Here is a 17895-nt window from a genome sequence, read left to right as displayed (position 1 = left end):
TTATGTTTACAGCAAAGCAATATCAACAAAAACTCCTAGAGAAAATTCAAAAGATATATAGCCAAACTCCAATTAGTGAAATAACCAAACAAGCTTATTGGGCAATGCCAAGACATTTATTTGTCAAACGCTATTTTGATCGCCAAAGTCGAAAATGGCATAACGTAAATAGATGGAATTCAATTTGGCATCTATCAGAATTTTACAGAGATACGACTATAACTCTTTTGATAGAAGATGAGGAACGGTTTGTTTCTACAATTTCACAGCCTTCATTGGTACTGTATATGCTCGATCTCTTGCAGTTAAAACCAGGACATAAAGTCTTTGAACTCGGTGCTGGTAGTGGTTGGAATGCAGCGATGATAAGTCATATAGTGGGTTCAGAAGGTCATGTTTACAGTCTAGAAATTATTCCCGAAGTTGCTAAAATGGCTTCTTGGGCGATCGACAGGTTGAAAATTAAAAACGTAAGTGTTATTAATGCTGATGGAGGTGAAGGATACCCAGCAGGTGCGCCTTACGATCGGGCTATTTTTGCAGCAGGAATTTACGATCTTCCCTGTTATTTCTACGAACAGATCGAGGAAGGCGGTTTGTTACTAATGGTCATTAAAAACCCAGGTGGATGGGATAACCTTTTCCTATTGCGCAAGACAGAATCTTGTTTTACATCTTTGGAATCAATGTCATGTGGTTTTGTTCCAGTTACAGGCAAATATCAGCTTGAAAGTTTAAATCCAATTAATATTGAAACTATACCAGAATGGAAAGATTTACAGCATCAAGAAGTTTCTAGAATGCCTTTCTGGTGGGGTTGGAAAGGAACGGCATCGTTAAATTGGAAAACTATGGGGATACGTTCTTTTCTTGGTATCACTGAACCTAACTTCTGTACGTTCAAATCGGAAAATAATGAGCCATCGCAACCAGATAAATATTTTGGACTTTGGGAGCGAGAACATAATTCTTTAGTATTAGCTAAAGACGATTTCCTGATTGCTTACGGAAGTTCGGTTGCGAAAGAACACTTACTACAGAAAATTAGAGAGTGGGTTGATTTAGGGATGCCTTGTGCTGCAAATTTTAAGCTAAAAGTTTATCCTATTGATATTCCTTTAACTGCTAACAAAAATCAATGGATTGTCAAACGAAAGGACTCCCAATTTTTATGGAGCTTGAAGTAGCTGATTTATCTTATCTGAATTACTAATAATACTAACAATAGGTGATTATCAAAAAAATGCCTGAAATTAATTTTAATATTCAATGGCCCGATGGCACACAACAAAGCTGTTATTCTCCTTCTTTGGTGGTTAAAAAATACTTTACGCCAGGGGAAGAATATAAGTTAGCTGAATTTGTCGATTTGTCTCGTACTGCTTTAAATATTGCCAGCGATCGCGTAAAAGCAGCTTATGGTTTTCCTTGTGGTAAAGCTTTAGGACAACTGCAACAGATAGAATTTAAAGCATCTGAATATCAAAAGTTAAGCGATCCTAAAGTGCGTTTTTTAGATTTTACAGATATTTAGTATTTAAACAACGCTACAAAAAATAGCTATTTTTTGAGGTAATTTTCTTACTGCGCTTTTCATATGAGTAGACTACAATCATCAAATGTTAAAAAGCTTAGAGGAGGGGCTGTCTCTTGGGGTTTCCCCAAGAGTTTATACGCCTCGTCTTAGAGCAAGCGAGCTTAGCTCTCCGAACTAACTAATTAAAAACAGAGTCTATCCAACTGAAAACGGCTGTAATTTGTATGTCCTGTGTCTAAAAAGTATTATCATTTATTTCGTACTTTAAAATTGGCGTTGTTCATTTTATATTTGTCGAATATTATTCAATGGTTAATCTCAAACGCACGCGAGAAGATATCCTTAACTCTGTATTCGATACAGTTCACGCTAAAGGTTTGACTGGCACAGGACTTAGCGAATTGCTTCGTATTAGTGGTACATCTAGTGGTAGTTTCTATAATTATTTTCGTTCTAAACAGGAGTTAGGACACGCTTTAATTGATTTTGAATGGTTACAATTAAAATCTAATATTCTCGATTCTGCTAGGCAACAAGCCAACAATCCTCTTGATTGTGTATTGTGGATTATAGATCGCTTAGAAGCCAAGCAGTTAGAATCTCCTGAATGTCATGGCTGTATTTTAGGTAATTTTATCGTTGATTTGGCAGAGCAAGACCCCTCTTTTCGGACTCATTTACAAGAAGTATTCAATCTTTGGCAAAAAGCGATCGCCGATCTTTTACATCAGGGTAAATCTCAATTAAAATCAGATGTCAATCCTGATTTATTAGCAGAAGAGATCATTACTTCTTTGGAGGGTGCAATGTTGATGGGAAAACTATATCGCACTCATGAAAAAATTCATCATGGTTTCGCTTTAACACGTAATTTGCTAATTCAAGCAACCAAATAAATTAAAAAATATTAACCTCACCTTTTTCTGTTAATTGAGTAAATTAGATTTCAAGAAATATTGTGATTGTTTAATTTATCTGGAAGAATAATCTTGATTTGTTCTTTTTCGGCTCAAACGACCGCTATTTTTAAGTGTCTTCTTTTTTAGTACCATTTAAATGTTTACCTATTTTTAATAATAAAATACAGTAACTCAGCAGTATAAAAATGATAAATGCTTACTTTTTCTCTGGATGTTCTTTTTCTTGAGGCATAATTACCGACTGATTAACCGCATCAATCATTTGATATAAACGTCCTAAATTTTTTTGATTAAAATAAAAAACTAAACGGGGCAAATCTTTGATGGATTCGTCTTTTTCTTCTGGCAAAGCCTGACTTTTTTCAATAATCCCTTGAGTTAAAATATCTTGAAAATCTTGATTAAGTTGCTCGACAATAGAGTCAGATAATTCGCAATTAGTACGCATCACAAACTTTTTCCCCACATAACGACTGGAGTGATAAACCCGATAAAAATTTCTAATTGTTTGACAAGCAACATCCACCTCATCAGTGATGGTATAAAGACTGGGATCGTCACTACCAACCAGACCTCTAGCAACTAAATGCTGACAAATATATTGATTCCAGGTATGCCAATAATCACCCCCTGGCTTATCAATTAATACTAAAGGTGCAGGGCCATATTTACCCGTTTGACAGAGGGTAAGAGTTTCAAAAGCTTCGTCTTGTGTGCCAAATCCCCCTGGCAAAAGTGCGATCGCATCACTTTCGCGGAGAAAAAATAATTTACGGGTGAAAAAGTACTTAAATTTAATTAACTTGGGGTCATTATCAATGAAAGTATTAGAACTTTGCTCAAAAGGCAAACGTATGTTTAAACCAAAAGACTTATCTTGTCCAGCACCCTCGTTTCCTGCTGCCATAATACCTCCTCCTGCACCAGTAATCACCATAAATCCTAAATTGGTAATTCTGCGAGCAAATTCTACTGTTGTCCGATATTCTGGAGTATCTTTTGCGATTCTAGCAGAACCAAAGATCGAGATTTTTCTGATGTGGCGATAGGGGAAAAAGGTAGTAAATCCTTGCTCTAAGTCTTCTAAAGATGTGGTTAAAATTTTCCAGTCAAGACGCTCTAATTCTGTTTCGCTCATTCGCAAAATAACATCTAAAGCCCTTTGAACCAATTTTTGGTGGGTATGAGTTGGTAATTGAGCGATTTTTGCAGCAAGATCGAGATCGAGATTAGAAGTCATATTCTTAATGAAGTCGTGAGGTCAGTGGTATGGGTGAATGGTCGTTCGCCCGTACAGGAGTCAACTAAGGAATGAGGAATGAGGAATGAGGAATGAGGAACTAGTACTAGTTTTGAATCCGCACAGTTCGCTCTACAAGACTTATTTTGCCCGCTCAGGGCTTTGCTTGAAACCGTTCAATAGATTCGTAAAAGGAAAAATCTTCCTTGTTCGGTATCCTTGCTCTTTGTTCGTAACAAGGACGAAGAACGGTCACCGAGTCACCGAATCACCGAATAGTAAGATACAGGATAGTAGAAGGAAGTAAAAGAGAAAGTAGGGGGAAACAATTAACCACTAATCATCAACAATATTATTCCGCTTGACGGGACTAGCCACAAAAAAAATAAACTCCAGTCTTCTCTAGTACAAGAATGACTGAAGTCTGTTAATAAACAGTATAGATGGAAGATATTTACTAGAGATATTTTTCTAGGGTATTTGCAAGGGTAGTTTTGGGGACTGCACCAACTACCATATCAACTCTTTGACCACCTTTAAAAATCATAAGAGTGGGTATACTGCGAATTCCGTATTGACTCGCAACTTGGGGATTTTCATCAGTATTTAATTTGACGACTTTGATCTGTCCTTCGTATTGTTCGGCGATTTCTTCGACTACGGGAGCTACCATGCGACAAGGACCGCACCAAGGAGCCCAGAAGTCCACCAAAACTGGAACCTCAGACTCTAAAACGTCATCTTTAAAACTTGTATCCGTTACTGGGGAGGCTGAAGACATGCCTGTATTTCCTATTCTATGATTGATCAGATTTTCTACTTAATAATACAAGATTCTACCATAATCAAAACTACTCCCCGCAGTTAGAGAAAATAGAGATTTGCTTAAGAGGAAGATTAATTTTTGTGTTTGTTCCCAGAGAAGAGAATGCTATTATCTTTCTCAAAATGAGAAAACCGCCCCAGAATTTGCGGGCGGAATGTGGTGTGAGGAGTGAACGGAAACATTTGTCTCCGCCTTCTTTATTCTAAGGTAGAACTTCAATTTTGCCAGGGTTTTCAAGATAGCTTTGCCAAAATTTTATGATTTCTTTGGAAAAATTTAGCAATTATTGAGTATTTTTGCGTAACGAGGCGATCATTTGTAATCAATAGACCACTTGCAAAATTAAATTAGGAACTAAAATTTGTGCTTATTTCCCTTGAACCTTTCTCCTTGTATCTTAAATTTAACCAAAGTCGATCGTAATTACGCAATAATTCTAATTTATTGAATGGCAATTTTCCTCTGAGTTTGATTTGAAGAAATTAAACTAATTTTAAAGATTCCCGTTTGAGGAAACTTCAACAGTGTGATTGCATCTGCAAAGGGTACAAAGCCCATCTCTCACGCTCAAAAGACACGTACTTACCGAATGCGCTCGTCGTAACTAAGCACAAATACATATAAGAGACTAAATTTTCAAAGTTAAAGAATGTTATTCAAGCTAACGCAAAAGCAAGGTTTACAATGGATTATCATTTCAGCGATCGCTTTTTTGGCGATAACTTTAGGATTAACCTTACATCGTCACTTTACTTTTTATTCTTCTTACGACCAGGGAATTTTTAATCAAGTTTTTTGGAATGGTACTCAGGGGAATTTTTTTCAGAGTACTTTATCTTCTCAGTTATCAACTAATGTTGTTCATAGTGGGGAAGTTCCCAAGGTTAATTATCATCGCCTGGGACAGCATTTTACCCCTGCATTGCTGCTCTGGTTACCGATTTACTATATATTTCCCTATCCTGCTACTTTAACGGTGTTACAGGCGATTTTTATTACGGCTGCGGGATTGGTTTTGTATGCTTTGGGGCGTATTTATTTAGAACCAGCGATCGCATTTTTGATTGCAGTTAGTTTTTACTGTGCTAATGCAGTTTTAGGGCCTAGCCTAGCAAATTTCCATGATATATCCCAAATTCCTTTATTTATTTTCAGTTTGCTCTGGGCAATGGAGAAACGCTACTGGTGGCTCTTTGGGCTATTGGGTATTGGTACTTTAGCAATCAGAGAAGATAGTGGTATTACTCTGTTTGGGGTGGGAGTATATTTAATTGCGAGTCGTCGGTATCCCAAAATTGGTTTAGTTGTTTGCAGTTTTAGTTTTCTTTACATAGTGGCATTAACTAACCTGATTATGCCTCTGTTTTCTGATGATGTTGCCAAGCGTTTTATGTTGGAGAGATTTGGACAATATGCTGAAGGAGAATCCGCTTCTACTCTAGAAATTATTTGGGGAATGGTAAGTAACCCATTACGTTTGGCAGTAGAATTAGTAACCCCTGTTTTTGATACGATTAAATATTTGTTAGGGCAATGGTTACCTTTAGCTTTTATACCCGCAGTTGCTCCTGCTTCTTGGGCGATCGCAAGTTTTCCTCTTTTAAAGCTGTTTTCAGGTCAAGGAGAATCGGTTTTAGTGATTTCTCTCCGTTATGCGATGAATGTCACCCCTGGGATATTTTATGGCGCGATTCTTTGGTGGGCTGGACAAGGATTTGGTAACTTTAATCGTCAGGTAGCAGATTGCCAACCGAGAACATTACGACCTCAGTTTCGTCGTTTTTGGGTGTTCTGTATGTGCTTATCTCTCATATTTACGATAACTTCTAATCCCAGTCGCACTCTCTACTTTTTAATTCCTGATTCCATTCAACCTTGGGTATATATTCCTGCACCAGAACAATGGCAACGTGTACCGCAAATTCGCTCTTTATTAAACAAAATACCATCAGATGCCAGCGTTTCAGCTACCACCTACCTAATTCCCCATGTTTCTAGTCGTCGGGAAGTAATTCGCCTTCCTGCTTTAGAACTAGAAAACGATGCAGGAAATACTATTTCTGTAGACTACATCATTGCCGATCTCTGGCAATTAGAAAGATATCGGGCTGCTTTTAAGTTAGATCGTTTGCGTTTAGAATCAATGACTAATTTAATTGAAGATGTTACTAGCAGAAATCTCTATGGGGTAATTGGCTTTAACAATGGAGTGATTTTATTACAGAAAGGAGTAGATTCAGACTTAAAAGCGATCGCACTTTGGCAAAATTATCTTGAATCAATCAATTATTAAAAATTCAAGAACAAATAATAATATAAATAAATTTTTGGTGACAAAGTTTTAAAAACTACTACGACAAGTTAAGAACTGTAAGCAAGACAATTACCTCACTTAATATTGGTAAATAGGAGAAGATTCTGTGATCTTGTTGATTGTAAGGCATTAACGAATCAAAAAATCTTGTTGTTTCTAAATAAAAGATAAAGGTTTTGTTGAAGTATACTGTTAGACAGGGCTGTTTTTTGGCGGAAAATCAAGGATTGAAGCTTTTTTGGGCTGTATATAACTATTTGCAACCAATTTGCTTTCAAGAGTAAACTTTGACAGTAAATGACACAATAAGTATATATACCAAATAAAAATTACTTATGGAAACTAATAAATTTGACTATCCTGCTCTGCTATCATCCAGGGAACTACAAATACTGGAATTAGTAGTAAAAGGGTTGAGTAATCAGAAAATTGCTCATAATTTAGAAATCAGTAAGCGAACAGTGGATAACCACATTAGCAATATCTTGAAAAAAACCAGTACAGATAATCGAGTTGAATTAGTACGCTGGGCTTTGCAGTGGGGTAAAGTTTGTTTAGATGACGTTAATTGTTGTCCTTTACCAAATGAGCAAACAACAGAAAATAACCTTGATTTGGCTCAATCAGAGATGGCTTAAGTTGACACAATCAATAAAGTAGAAATTGTCTGAGATCGAGATTAAAAGTCAACCCCCAAGTAAAAGAAGTTTGGTTCTTAAAAAATCACTTCTGATGCTAATCTTGTGGCTAATAGCGATCGCCTTAACTGGCTGTAGAGAACCTGGCTATGTAACTCCTCCTGTAGTAAGTTTGGGTTCGAGTCTCAATACAAAAGCTGCGGAAATCCAGCCTCATTTTTCCCACGATGGTCATTATTTAGTTTTCAGTAGCGATCGCCAAAAGTCTCGTAATGTTTTTCTTTATGATGTGCGAAATCGCCGTTTATTGCCTTTACCAGGACTCAATCAACTACAAAGTATGCAGTCCCAACCAGATATTAGTGCTGATGGGCGATACATTGTTTATGTATCAGAACAGTTAGGGAAGCCTGATATTTTCTTGTACGATCGCGTCGCTAGAGAAACTAAAAATATTACAAGAAATTTTTTAGGACAAGTCCGCAACCCCACCATTAGCGGTAACGGGCGTTTTATTGCCTTTGAGAGCGATCGCTCAGGACAATGGAATATCGAAATTTACGATCGCGGTTTAGGTACTCAATTATCTTTACCAGTGGACGATGAGAATTGATTTTTGGTTGGTGGTTCTATGCTATCTAAAATCAAGTTCCACACAATTACTTCATAAGAGTGGTAGATTTGAGGCTGTAAAATTATCGATATAGTAAATTTGATTGATTGGGATGAAGTCGCAACCAGGAGCAGCAGATCGAAATTCAGATAATCAAAATTTTTTAGAGAACGGTCGAGCTTCTATTCCAGAGCCTCTAGAAAATCTCTACAGTTTACTTAATGAGTTAGCAGAAGATGATAACGAGGTAAACGCAAATCTTGATTTTGAAGAGTCAGAGATTACTCCGCCGTACAACGACGGAGCCTGCTCTGACCGTTGGTCAAATACTGTCGATCCACAAGGAAAAATAACAGCAAAGTCAGATTTGGAATCTGCTTCTGAGGAAGTTACTACTCAACAGCATCAAACTGTTAATAAGAGCCAAGATCGCTCATTAAAAAAACCTCTGGAAACTTCTCACACAAAAAAAGATTCAAAAGGGGACTCATTTCAAAAAAGATCAAAACAGCATTCGGATCTTATAAAAGCGAAAATTATCGAGCAAGTAATTCCTAACCCCAAATTACAAAACGCCAAAAAAGTCGAGGAAACTGAAGCTTACTCTAATTCAGCGTCGAACGAGCAAAGCAATTCTACAGAGCCAGTATTTGTTTCAAAATTACAATCAGTCTTGCAGGATAGTAAACAAAATCAGAAAACTTCTCAAACATCTTTTATTGATCTTGACTCCATAAATCAAGAAGATATTGCTGAAACTGATATTTCGCAGCAGTGGATTGCCGAAAAAGAACGGCAAATTAATGAGCTTGCTAATTCGGTTAACAGTTTAATTCCTTTAATTGTCGAAGTATCTAAAGCACAAGATAACTCTTCCCAAGAATATATTTTAAAAGCTATAGTCCCGATTATCGATCGGATTATTCAACAACGTTCAGTAGAAGATAATCAGAAAATGGCTGCTGCGATCGCCAACATTTTACCCGATGCAATTAGACAAGAAATTACCAATGTACCAGAATCTATTGGAAAAGCGATCGCTCCTGAAATAGCTCTTTCGATCAAAGAGCAAACAATCCTCAATGAAGGTGCAATTGCTCAAGCTATGGGTTCGGAGATGGGAAAAGCCATTAAAACCCAAATTGAAATGGAAAGAGATGCAATGGTAGATGCTCTCTATCCTGTTATTGGTAGCACTATTGCTAAGTATATGGCGGAAGTGGTGCAATCGATCAATGAAAAGGTAGACGCTGCTTTGAGTCCCGAAGGTATTAAGCGTAAAATTCGTGCCAAAATGCAAGGAGTTTCCGAAGCAGAATTAATTTTACAAGAGTCTCTACCCTCCAGTATTCGCGCTATTTTTTTAATTCACAATAATTCTGGTTTAGTAATGAGAGAATTACAGCCAAATACCGAATCACCCCTCGAATCTGACCTTTTAGCAGGGATGTTAACAGCAATTCGTAGTTTTGCCCATGACTGTATTGCTTCTAATTCAGAATTAGATGAGATAGATTACGGTAATTTTAAAATTTTGTTTGAAACCGCAGGATATTGCTATTTAGCTGTAGTTGTTGAAGGTGAACCAATTCGCCAATTTCGCGATCGCATGAGAACAATTTTTAGTCAGATTGTCCTTAAATATGGAGATGCAATTGAAGAATATCAAGGCGATCCTGCAACTATTCCCCAATCTATAGAGCCTTTACTAGAAGAATTAGTTTATGAATCAACCAAGTCAGACGATCGTAAACCACCAAAAGCTCTTTATTGGTTAACTGCTTTTTTGCTAGGAGGAGTTTTGATTCCTTGGGGTATAGTTACGTATCGCAGTGCAGTGGCTCATCGTATTGAACAATCTGTAGCAATAGAGTTAGATGCAACTCCAGAGTTATCGGTTTATCGCCTGAATTCAGAAGTCAAAAAAGGCAAATTAACCCTTACAGGCAGAGTTTCTAGCAGTTATTTACGGAACTTAGCAGCCACAATTAGTAGTCAAATTGCCACAGAGAAAAACTTAGAACTAGACAATCAGATCGTAGCGGTTAATGTTCCTGTAGACCCTACTATTACTGCTCAAGAAGTGACACGAATTACCAAAGCACTAAACCAAAAGTCTCAAATACTCATCGATACTATGTATCAAGATAAAACTGTGACTATTAATGGTTTAATTTTAGACTCCAAGGAACAAAAAATATTACTAGATACCTTCTCCAGTATTCCTGGGGTAGAAAATGCAATCTTCGTAATTCAGCAAGAGTTACCACAACTAAAAACCCGCATTTATTTTGCATCTAATTCTTCAAAGTTATCATTGGTGGCAGACTCCGCTAAAATTACAGAGATTAAGCAATTTTTAAATAAGTACCCGCTAATCAAGCTCAAAATTATTGGACACAGCGATCGCCAAGGAACAAAAGATGATAATGTAAAACTCGCACAAGCCAGAGCCAACATTGTTTATCAAACCCTAATTGCTGAAGGTATTAACCCTAACAGATTAGAAATAGTCGCTAGCTTAAACTCTCCCCCTGATTTGTCCCCAGAACAACCACTCTGGTTAAGTCGTTGTGTTCGATTTGAATCGTTTATTGCAGAAAAATAAAGAAGTAGATAATGTCAATAATATCCAAAAAAATTTGTCTAATAGGTGATTTTAGTGTGGGAAAAACTAGTTTAATTCGACGTTTTATCGAAGATAAATTTAGCGACAAATATTTAACCACAATTGGAGTAAAAATTTCTCGTAAACCAATAACAATCGAGCCTAATACTCAACAAATTAATTTGTTAGTTTGGGATATTGAAGGTCAGACAAAACAAACAACAATTACTACCAATTACCTCCAAGGAGCTCACGGCGCAATTGTTGTGGGAGATTTAACCAGAACAAATACTCTGAAGCATATACCAAGTCATTTAGAACTGTTTTTAGAAATCAATCCTCAATGTAAAACAGTAGTTGCTCTCAACAAATTTGATTTAGTTTCGCCAGAAAAGCTCGATAAACTAGTGGAATTAAATAACTTTAACAATCGCGAGCAAGTTATCGATACTTATGTTACCTCTGCCAAAACTGGAGATTATGTAAATACGATGTTTAAAGAATTAGCTGCTAGTACAATTGCCTGAAATTGGATGTTAAAGCCCAAAAATAGCGATCGCATTCAGGAAAATTCTTCTGAAATATGCGATCGCTTTTTCGATAATCATTAAGCCTTAGTAAGCATCCTGTAATTCGTAAAAATCAGGAGAAATATAATCTTTACGTAAAGGCCAACCGATCCAATCTTCGGGCATTAAAATCCGTTTTAAATTGGGGTGTCCTTCATAGATGATGCCGTACATATCATAGCTTTCTCTTTCTTGCCAATCCGCGCTTTTCCAAATCCAATAAACAGAAGCTACTACAGGATTTTCTCTAGGCAAATAGACTTTAATTCTTACTTCTTCAGGAGTATCGGCATTATCATCAACTTTAATCAGATGGTAAAAGCTGACCAATTCCTTTCCAGCACCTTCATCATAAGCACCCTGGCACTGTAAATAATTAAACCCATAAGCATACAAAGCAGTAGCAATGGGGATTAAAAACTCAGGATCGACCTTAATTAACTCGATACCACTGGTATCTGCTTCAAGAGCCTCATTATTAAAGCCATTTTCACTCAACCAACTAGATACCTTTCCTGCTGCGACAATCTCTTTGGCTTCAGCATTTTCCTCTACATTGGTTGGATCGCTTTTCGATTCTTCAGTCACGGTTTACTTCCTCTTGCTGTGCTTCACCAATTGCTTCTGATACAGGCATTCCCATTGCTACGCCTAATTCTTTAGGAGGAGCTTGACGAGTTGCTGACTGTAGATACTTGCCATCTAAAATAGGTGCAACCGCTTTCATACTATGGGTAGTGCTGTAATAACGATGGGTTTGCTCTACCTTCACAGCTCTTTCTTGCAAGGATTCGTTAGCTATTTTTTTTCGCAGTTTAATAATGGCATCAAAAATAGCTTCAGGCGGGGAGGACAGCCGGGAATATAAACATCTACAGGAATCAGCTTATCTACCCCTCTAACAGTACTGGGAGAGTCTACACTAAACATTCCTCCAGTAATCGTACAAGCACCCATCGCAATTACATATTTAGGATCGGGCATTTCTTCATAGAGTCGTACTAATGCAGGTGCCATTTTCATAGTAACTGTACCTGCGGTGATAATTAAATCTGACTGACGAGGACTAGAACGTGGTACTAAACCATAACGGTCAAAATCAAATCGTGAACCAATAAGGGCTGCAAATTCGATAAAACAGCAAGCTGTACCGTATAACATCGGCCACAAACTAGATAGCTTTGCCCAGTTGTAGAGATCGTCTACTGTGGTTAAAATAACGTTTTCTGATAAATCTTGAGTAACCGTAGTAGGATTTATCGGGTTGAGAATTTTAGCTTTTTGTTGTTGTTCAAAAATATTAGAAGTCATCACTTTTTTTTGGTTGGCACTTTATGATTATTAGAGGAATTTAATGATGAATCAAACATTAAATAATATAGTTTTCGCTGGTAACCGAACGCCGAGTGCTGATAACTGTCCTAAGACCACTCTAAAGCCCCTTTTCTCCAAGCATAAACCAGAGCAACTACGAGAATGGCAATAAAAACGAGAGCTTCGACAAAAGCAAGTAACCCTAAACGGCTAAAAGCTACTGCCCAAGGGTATAAAAATACGGTTTCCACATCGAAAACCACAAATACCAAAGCAAACATATAATAGCGAATGTTAAATTGAATCCACGCTCCCCCAATAGGCTCCATACCAGACTCATAAGTAGTAAGACGCTCTGGCCCACCAGTACGAGGTCTGAGGATTTTAGAGGCAGTTAATGCTAGAACAGGGACAGCACTGCAAAGTAGCAGAAAGCCCAAAAAGTATTCATATCCGTTGAGAACAAACAATTTTTACTTATTACTCCTTAAAAGAAAGTACTACTAGTTACAAGTTTTATTACATTTATCTATTCTAGTATCCATGATACCTATCAGTGAAATTAGGAAAAAATGCGATCGCTCTTTAGCTATTTTAAGCAATTTCAGTTTTACTAACCACCGATTATCGAGAAGGTTTTCTGTCTGGCTCGGCGTTCCCTTATTACTAATAATAATCAGTTTCAATCTGGGTTTGAGTCATTTCAAAGTTAGAAGGATCGCGCAAAAAGCGGAAAGCTTCTTCTTCTAAATTATGGATATGATAGGCTTCTATCAAGTCTGTTTGACGCAAACAAGATAGGTATCCATCCATATACATTCTAATTTCTTCAAATCGATATCCTCTATGGTATAAGTCCACCATAGAGTCCGTGAGTTTTTGATAATGACGTATGGATTTATTGTTTTGAAGCATGGTTATTCTGCTGAATTCTTTAGAGATAGTTGTTGATTGTTGAACAAAGGGTTGGTACGAAATCTTCGATCGAGCGAAAAAAGTTTGTTAATTTTTTACTGATTTATCATAATTTCAAATAGAAACCACAAGTGACTTAGTACTACTTTTAATCCTTCATTCTTCATCCTGTTTTGGTCAGCGTTCCCTGGCTCCCATTATAGGGAAACGTCTTACGCCGATATTATCCCATTTATACGCCAATGCGATGGGTACAAGTCCCGCTTAGTTGGGGACGAAGATGGGACGCGGGGTCTGACCGCTCATCCCTCATCCTTTTATCGATGTTTAACAACGCAAGGAAATTAATTGGGATATCTATAATTGATATTTATTTACTTACTATCTTCATTGTAAAAAAAAACCCACTTAAATAAAGCAATGCTCTTGTTTAAATAAATATCGCCAGCAGGATTTCAAAACAACAAAATTCAGAGATCGTAAAAATTTGTATTGTTAAGATTTATAACATTAAACCATTTAATACTTGATATTTATCATGAAAGCTCTCAAAAAATTTGCTTCAGCTTGTGTTGACCCTCAATTAGTACCAACTGCTTTCAAAGTAGCATTATTTGTCGGTTCAATCCTCTTTACCATTAATCACGGCTCTGCATTAGTCAAGGGAAACATGACAAGGGAGCGGATGATTTCTGGACTATTGACGGGGCATACAAGCACCGCCCGAAGAAGGGCGGTGTCAGCCCCTCACCTATCTCGTTCCCTACAGTGTGAGTATTCATGGTCAAGCAAGTATGGCTCAAAAAGGAAGGAATTGCCAGGAAAATTAAGGAATGAGGAGCAGCAGTCAGAGCCAGGAAAACAAAGGCCCCACAAGAAGCAGAAGAAGCCTGAATTATCAACGATTAAGCACAAAGAACAATCAGCCACTAACCATCGTACAGACGCGAAATTTCGTTTCTGTCCCTGCTAGCCACTACCCACTAACTAATTTGCTTTAATCAAATAGCCACAACGATGTTCTCCCTCATTGATCCAATGAGTGCGCTCTACAGTACAGTCAGGAAGAATTGCCGAAAACATTTCTAATTCGTGTCCGCAAACGCTAGGATAAGATTCTGCAACTTCCGAAATCGCGCAATTATATTCCGTAAAAACAAATTCTGGTTTACTTTCCTGGGATTGATTTTGGTGCAATTCTGCCATGTAGCCTTCTTCTTGGCGCAGTTGTACCAGCTTAGAAACTCTTTCTATTAGTGTACCACTTCCCAAGCGATCGCGATAGACTTCCGCTTTTCTTTGCCATTGTTTGGCTAACACTTTACTAACTCGCTCTTTGCCTACAGTTTCAGCTAGAGTATCTAAAAAAGAAATGGCAAATTCTCCGTAGCTATGAGGAAACAGAGACCTTCCTTGTCCACTTAACCGATAAAAATGTTGGGGTCTTCCCATACCATTTTGTAACGCTTCATGCTCAATTAGTGCTTCGGTTTCTAACTCATTTAAATGACGGCGAATTGCTTGAGAACTTATATTCAAAGACTGAGCTAGCTTAGATGCAGTAGCTTGACCTTGTTTGAGAAGCTCTTGCAGGATATTTTGTTTAGTCGACGGCAAACCAGTGGTAATCATCGTCTTAGGATACGGTATAGATATATATTAAATGTCTGTTGAGAAAAAAATTAGTGACTTTGACAACATATTTGTTGTTAATGTAACCTACAATAGACTTAAACAACAAATTTATTGTTTAAAGGCAGTAAGCAAATTGTCAACTGCGGACTCGGCAGAGCCGAGGTGCTGCGCGATCGCAAATATCCCAGTTTTGCCCAACTCATCCACTGTTATTTAACAATTCCTAACCGTAAACAAAAGCCAGAGAATAGATCCTATGAGTACTAGCGTCAAAAACTTAGTCAATCAACCCTACAAGTACGGTTTTGTTACTGACATTGAAGCGGATACGATTCCTCGCGGGTTGAGTGAAGATGTAGTTCGTTTAATTTCAGCTAAGAAAAACGAACCAGAATTTATGCTGGAATTTCGCCTCAAAGCTTATCATCAGTGGTTGAAAATGACTGAGCCTGAATGGGCGCACGTAGGTTATCCTGCCATTGATTACCAAGATATTATTTATTATTCTGCTCCTAAACAAAAGAAAGAAAAATTGGACAGCTTGGACGAGGTAGACCCCACTCTGTTAGAAACCTTTGATAAACTGGGTATTCCTTTATCTGAGCAAAAAAGACTTGGTAATGTGGCAGTAGATGCTATTTTTGATAGCGTTTCTGTGGCAACCACATTTAAAGAGAAATTAGCTGAAGATGGTGTAATTTTTTGCTCGATTTCTGAAGCACTGCAAGAACACCCCGAATTGGTGCAGAAATATTTAGGTAGTGTTGTACCCGTAGCCGATAACTATTTTGCAGCCTTGAATTCTGCTGTATTTAGCGATGGCTCATTTGTGTTTATTCCTAAAGGGGTAAAATGCCCTATGGAATTATCTACCTATTTCCGTATTAACACTGGGGATACAGGACAGTTTGAGCGCACCCTGATTGTTGCAGAAGAAGGTGCATCGGTTAGTTATTTAGAAGGCTGTACTGCTCCTATGTTCGATACGAACCAACTTCATGCAGCCGTAGTCGAATTGGTTACTTTAGATAACGCTGATATTAAGTACTCTACTGTGCAAAATTGGTTTGCAGGAGACGAAGATGGTAAAGGCGGTATCTATAATTTCGTTACTAAAAGAGGTCTGTGTAAAGGGGTAAATTCTAAAATTTCTTGGACACAGGTAGAAACTGGCTCTGCGATTACATGGAAATATCCTAGCTGTGTTTTGGTAGGAGATAACTCTGTAGGAGAATTTTACTCGATCGCTCTAACTAATAACAAGCAACAAGCCGATACGGGGACTAAAATGATTCATATAGGCAAAAATACCCGCAGTACTATTATTTCCAAAGGAATCTCCGCAGGAAAATCTAAAGGTAGTTATCGCGGTTTAGTCAAAATGAGTCCTAAAGCCAAAGGTGCGCGTAACTATTCCCAATGTGACTCGATGCTGATTGGAGATAATGCAGAAGCGAATACCTTTCCCTACATTCAAGTAGACAATGACACCGCTAAAGTAGAACATGAAGCGTCTACTGCCAAAATTGGGGAAGAACAGCTATTTTACTTGGCTCAACGAGGTGTTTCTGAAGAAGATGCCGTTTCCATGATGGTAAGCGGTTTCTGTAAAGACGTTCTCAATGAATTACCGATGGAATTTGCTGCTGAAGCTGATAAGCTATTGAGCCTGAAATTAGAAGGTAGCGTTGGTTAAATGTATTTTAGCTAGGGCGGGTTGTAACTCGTCCTACGGAATTATTTGGTTATGTTGCAGTAGAAGAAATTAAATCTGATTTAACTACTTCTAAAAATTGAGATAAACAAGCTGAAGTATTTTGCTCTCGCCATCCATAAAATAACTTCAGTTGCGGAGCTAATCCAGTTAGAGATTTATAAACAACATCTTCATTACACAAAGAGTGTAAAGATTGAGACAAAAAAGTGATACCCATTTCGGCAGCTACCAAGCTTATAGCATTGTTTCGTGGAGAGATTTCTTCAACGATATTCGGACTAAAGCCTACTTGTTGACAAACAGCAATAATGCGATCGTAAAGATGGGTATTATAGGTTCTAGGAAACAGAATAAAAGAATCGGAACTGAAATCTAAAAGCTTAATTTTTTTCTTGTTAGCTAATGGGTGAGATTTTGGTACAACTATGCCCAATGACTCCTGAAAAATTTTTTTGATTACAATATCGGGAATTGCAACTGTTGGATGAAAAAAGCCACAATCTGTTTCGCCAGTTGCTAGAGCTTCTACTTGAGCAGAAGTTGGTAATTCAGAAAGGGTTACTTTGACTTTCGGAAACTTGTTTTTATAAGTTCGCAAAATAGACGGTAAAACCGTAGACATAGCTGGTGCAGTAAAAGTTAATTTTAATTCTCCCCACTCTCCTGAAGCTGCTCTTTGCGCTAATTCAACAGCATTATCTAAACGCTGAAACATAGCTTTCACTTCAGTGTAAAAAACTTTTCCTGCTTCGGTCAGAATAACTTTGCGGTTAGTTCGATAAAACAGTTGAGTACCAATCGCTGCTTCTAATTGTTGAATCTGCCTACTGAGTGAGGGTTGGGCGATATGTAGCCGTTCGGCTGCTCTGCGAAAGTGAAGTTCTTCTGCAACAGTCAAAAAATAACGTAAGTGTCTAAGCTCGAAAGAATTTTGATAACTTTGAGGCATCATTTAAGATCGAATAAGTATTTTACAGATATCAAAAGCTAGCATAAAATTCAAGATATCAAAATTAAAGTCAGAGTCCTTTAGGGCATAACGCGGGGTC

The 17895-nt window shown here is 37.6% G+C and carries 17 protein-coding genes and 1 pseudogene; 10 read left to right on the top strand and 8 right to left on the bottom strand.

The features are described 5' to 3' along the window. Positions 1-2 precede the first annotated feature (2 nt). The 3 genes from H1P_RS11195 to H1P_RS11185 all read left to right on the top strand — a co-directional run bounded on the left by H1P_RS11195 (position 3) and on the right by H1P_RS11185 (position 2433). Positions 3-1187: a protein-L-isoaspartate O-methyltransferase family protein gene (locus H1P_RS11195; RefSeq protein WP_222427020.1), complete on the top strand. Its 1185-nt coding sequence runs from the start codon at positions 3-5 to the stop codon at positions 1185-1187. Positions 1188-1243: 56 nt separating this feature from the next. Then, complete coding sequence (locus tag H1P_RS11190) at positions 1244-1534, top strand: MSMEG_0570 family nitrogen starvation response protein (protein WP_144867208.1); 291 nt, start codon at positions 1244-1246, stop codon at positions 1532-1534. Positions 1535-1845: 311 nt separating this feature from the next. Then, positions 1846-2433, top strand: coding sequence for a TetR/AcrR family transcriptional regulator (locus tag H1P_RS11185; RefSeq protein ID WP_144867207.1), 588 nt, complete (start codon positions 1846-1848; stop codon positions 2431-2433). Between the two features lie 220 nt (positions 2434-2653). Here the strand turns inward: H1P_RS11185 and H1P_RS11180 are convergent, their stop codons facing one another. Then, complete coding sequence (locus H1P_RS11180) at positions 2654-3697, bottom strand: LOG family protein (protein ID WP_144867206.1); 1044 nt, start codon at positions 3695-3697, stop codon at positions 2654-2656. A gap of 457 nt (positions 3698-4154) precedes the next feature. Beyond that, positions 4155-4478, bottom strand: a complete 324-nt coding sequence (gene trxA, locus H1P_RS11175) for a thioredoxin (RefSeq protein WP_144867205.1) — start codon at positions 4476-4478, stop codon at positions 4155-4157. A gap of 694 nt (positions 4479-5172) precedes the next feature. On the opposite strand from trxA, the gene H1P_RS11170 reads away from it, so the two are divergent. The 5 genes from H1P_RS11170 to H1P_RS11150 all read left to right on the top strand — a co-directional run bounded on the left by H1P_RS11170 (position 5173) and on the right by H1P_RS11150 (position 11223). Further along, positions 5173-6816, top strand: coding sequence for a DUF2079 domain-containing protein (locus H1P_RS11170; protein ID WP_144867204.1), 1644 nt, complete (start codon positions 5173-5175; stop codon positions 6814-6816). A gap of 356 nt (positions 6817-7172) precedes the next feature. Beyond that, positions 7173-7475 (top strand): photosynthetic electron transport-dependent transcriptional regulator PedR, encoded by a 303-nt coding sequence (gene pedR / locus H1P_RS11165; protein ID WP_144867203.1) that lies wholly within the window; start codon positions 7173-7175, stop codon positions 7473-7475. A gap of 94 nt (positions 7476-7569) precedes the next feature. Next, positions 7570-8088, top strand: a complete 519-nt coding sequence (locus tag H1P_RS11160) for a TolB family protein (RefSeq protein ID WP_144867202.1) — start codon at positions 7570-7572, stop codon at positions 8086-8088. Positions 8089-8200: 112 nt separating this feature from the next. Then, a complete protein-coding gene (locus H1P_RS11155; protein WP_222427019.1) occupies positions 8201-10696 on the top strand; it encodes an OmpA family protein in 2496 nt (831 codons plus the stop codon). 11 nt (positions 10697-10707) lie between these two features. After that, positions 10708-11223 (top strand): Rab family GTPase, encoded by a 516-nt coding sequence (locus tag H1P_RS11150; protein WP_144867200.1) that lies wholly within the window; start codon positions 10708-10710, stop codon positions 11221-11223. An 87-nt stretch (positions 11224-11310) separates the two neighbouring features. Here the strand turns inward: H1P_RS11150 and H1P_RS11145 are convergent, their stop codons facing one another. From H1P_RS11145 to H1P_RS11130, 4 genes and pseudogenes are all read right to left on the bottom strand, one after another. Then, positions 11311-11853 (bottom strand): NAD(P)H-quinone oxidoreductase subunit J, encoded by a 543-nt coding sequence (locus H1P_RS11145; protein ID WP_144867198.1) that lies wholly within the window; start codon positions 11851-11853, stop codon positions 11311-11313. Further along, a pseudogene (gene ndhK, locus H1P_RS11140) lies at positions 11846-12576 on the bottom strand (photosynthetic/respiratory NAD(P)H-quinone oxidoreductase subunit K). The gene H1P_RS11145 and the pseudogene ndhK overlap by 8 nt, the downstream one beginning before the upstream one ends. A 110-nt stretch (positions 12577-12686) precedes the next feature. Beyond that, positions 12687-13049 carry a photosynthetic/respiratory NAD(P)H-quinone oxidoreductase subunit C gene (gene ndhC, locus H1P_RS11135; RefSeq protein ID WP_144867196.1) on the bottom strand — a complete coding sequence of 121 codons (363 nt, stop codon included), beginning with the start codon at positions 13047-13049 and terminating at the stop codon, positions 12687-12689. A 196-nt stretch (positions 13050-13245) separates the two neighbouring features. Continuing rightward, positions 13246-13494 carry a DUF6761 family protein gene (locus H1P_RS11130; RefSeq protein ID WP_144867194.1) on the bottom strand — a complete coding sequence of 83 codons (249 nt, stop codon included), beginning with the start codon at positions 13492-13494 and terminating at the stop codon, positions 13246-13248. A 538-nt stretch (positions 13495-14032) separates the two neighbouring features. On the opposite strand from H1P_RS11130, the gene nrtS reads away from it, so the two are divergent. Continuing rightward, complete coding sequence (gene nrtS, locus H1P_RS11125; RefSeq protein ID WP_281291144.1) at positions 14033-14467, top strand: nitrate/nitrite transporter NrtS; 435 nt, start codon at positions 14033-14035, stop codon at positions 14465-14467. Between the two features lie 14 nt (positions 14468-14481). Here the strand turns inward: nrtS and sufR are convergent, their stop codons facing one another. Beyond that, entirely contained in the window at positions 14482-15126 is a 645-nt protein-coding gene (gene sufR / locus H1P_RS11120; RefSeq protein ID WP_144867192.1) for an iron-sulfur cluster biosynthesis transcriptional regulator SufR, read from the bottom strand. Between the two features lie 259 nt (positions 15127-15385). On the opposite strand from sufR, the gene sufB reads away from it, so the two are divergent. After that, complete coding sequence (gene sufB / locus H1P_RS11115; protein ID WP_144867190.1) at positions 15386-16825, top strand: Fe-S cluster assembly protein SufB; 1440 nt, start codon at positions 15386-15388, stop codon at positions 16823-16825. A 49-nt stretch (positions 16826-16874) separates the two neighbouring features. On the opposite strand, the gene H1P_RS11110 is transcribed toward sufB, so the two are convergent. Continuing rightward, on the bottom strand, positions 16875-17798 hold the full coding sequence (locus H1P_RS11110; protein WP_144867188.1) for a LysR family transcriptional regulator: 924 nt from the start codon (positions 17796-17798) through the stop codon (positions 16875-16877). Between the last annotated feature and the right edge of the window lie 97 nt (positions 17799-17895).

The organism is Hyella patelloides LEGE 07179 (genome assembly GCF_900659865.1).
Lineage (GTDB): Bacteria > Cyanobacteriota > Cyanobacteriia > Cyanobacteriales > Xenococcaceae > Hyella > Hyella patelloides.
Note: the sequence above shows the minus strand (reverse complement) of the source record. Positions and strands in the feature narration are given on the sequence as shown.

Bases quoted from the DNA above. Each gene is read 5' to 3' on its own strand.
- H1P_RS11160 (WP_144867202.1), top strand. From the start codon at position 7,570: ATGCTAATCTTGTGGCTAATAGCGATCGCCTTAACTGGCTGTAGAGAA.
- H1P_RS11155 (WP_222427019.1), top strand. From the start codon at position 8,201: ATGAAGTCGCAACCAGGAGCAGCAGATCGAAATTCAGATAATCAAAAT.
- H1P_RS11150 (WP_144867200.1), top strand. From the start codon at position 10,708: ATGTCAATAATATCCAAAAAAATTTGTCTAATAGGTGATTTTAGTGTG.
- H1P_RS11130 (WP_144867194.1), bottom strand. From the start codon at position 13,494: ATGCTTCAAAACAATAAATCCATACGTCATTATCAAAAACTCACGGAC.
- H1P_RS11195 (WP_222427020.1), top strand. From the start codon at position 3: ATGTTTACAGCAAAGCAATATCAACAAAAACTCCTAGAGAAAATTCAA.
- H1P_RS11110 (WP_144867188.1), bottom strand. From the start codon at position 17,798: ATGATGCCTCAAAGTTATCAAAATTCTTTCGAGCTTAGACACTTACGT.
- H1P_RS11180 (WP_144867206.1), bottom strand. From the start codon at position 3,697: ATGACTTCTAATCTCGATCTCGATCTTGCTGCAAAAATCGCTCAATTA.
- H1P_RS11190 (WP_144867208.1), top strand. From the start codon at position 1,244: ATGCCTGAAATTAATTTTAATATTCAATGGCCCGATGGCACACAACAA.
- trxA (WP_144867205.1), bottom strand. From the start codon at position 4,478: ATGTCTTCAGCCTCCCCAGTAACGGATACAAGTTTTAAAGATGACGTT.
- pedR (WP_144867203.1), top strand. From the start codon at position 7,173: ATGGAAACTAATAAATTTGACTATCCTGCTCTGCTATCATCCAGGGAA.
- nrtS (WP_281291144.1), top strand. From the start codon at position 14,033: ATGAAAGCTCTCAAAAAATTTGCTTCAGCTTGTGTTGACCCTCAATTA.
- H1P_RS11170 (WP_144867204.1), top strand. From the start codon at position 5,173: ATGTTATTCAAGCTAACGCAAAAGCAAGGTTTACAATGGATTATCATT.
- sufR (WP_144867192.1), bottom strand. From the start codon at position 15,126: ATGATTACCACTGGTTTGCCGTCGACTAAACAAAATATCCTGCAAGAG.
- sufB (WP_144867190.1), top strand. From the start codon at position 15,386: ATGAGTACTAGCGTCAAAAACTTAGTCAATCAACCCTACAAGTACGGT.
- H1P_RS11185 (WP_144867207.1), top strand. From the start codon at position 1,846: ATGGTTAATCTCAAACGCACGCGAGAAGATATCCTTAACTCTGTATTC.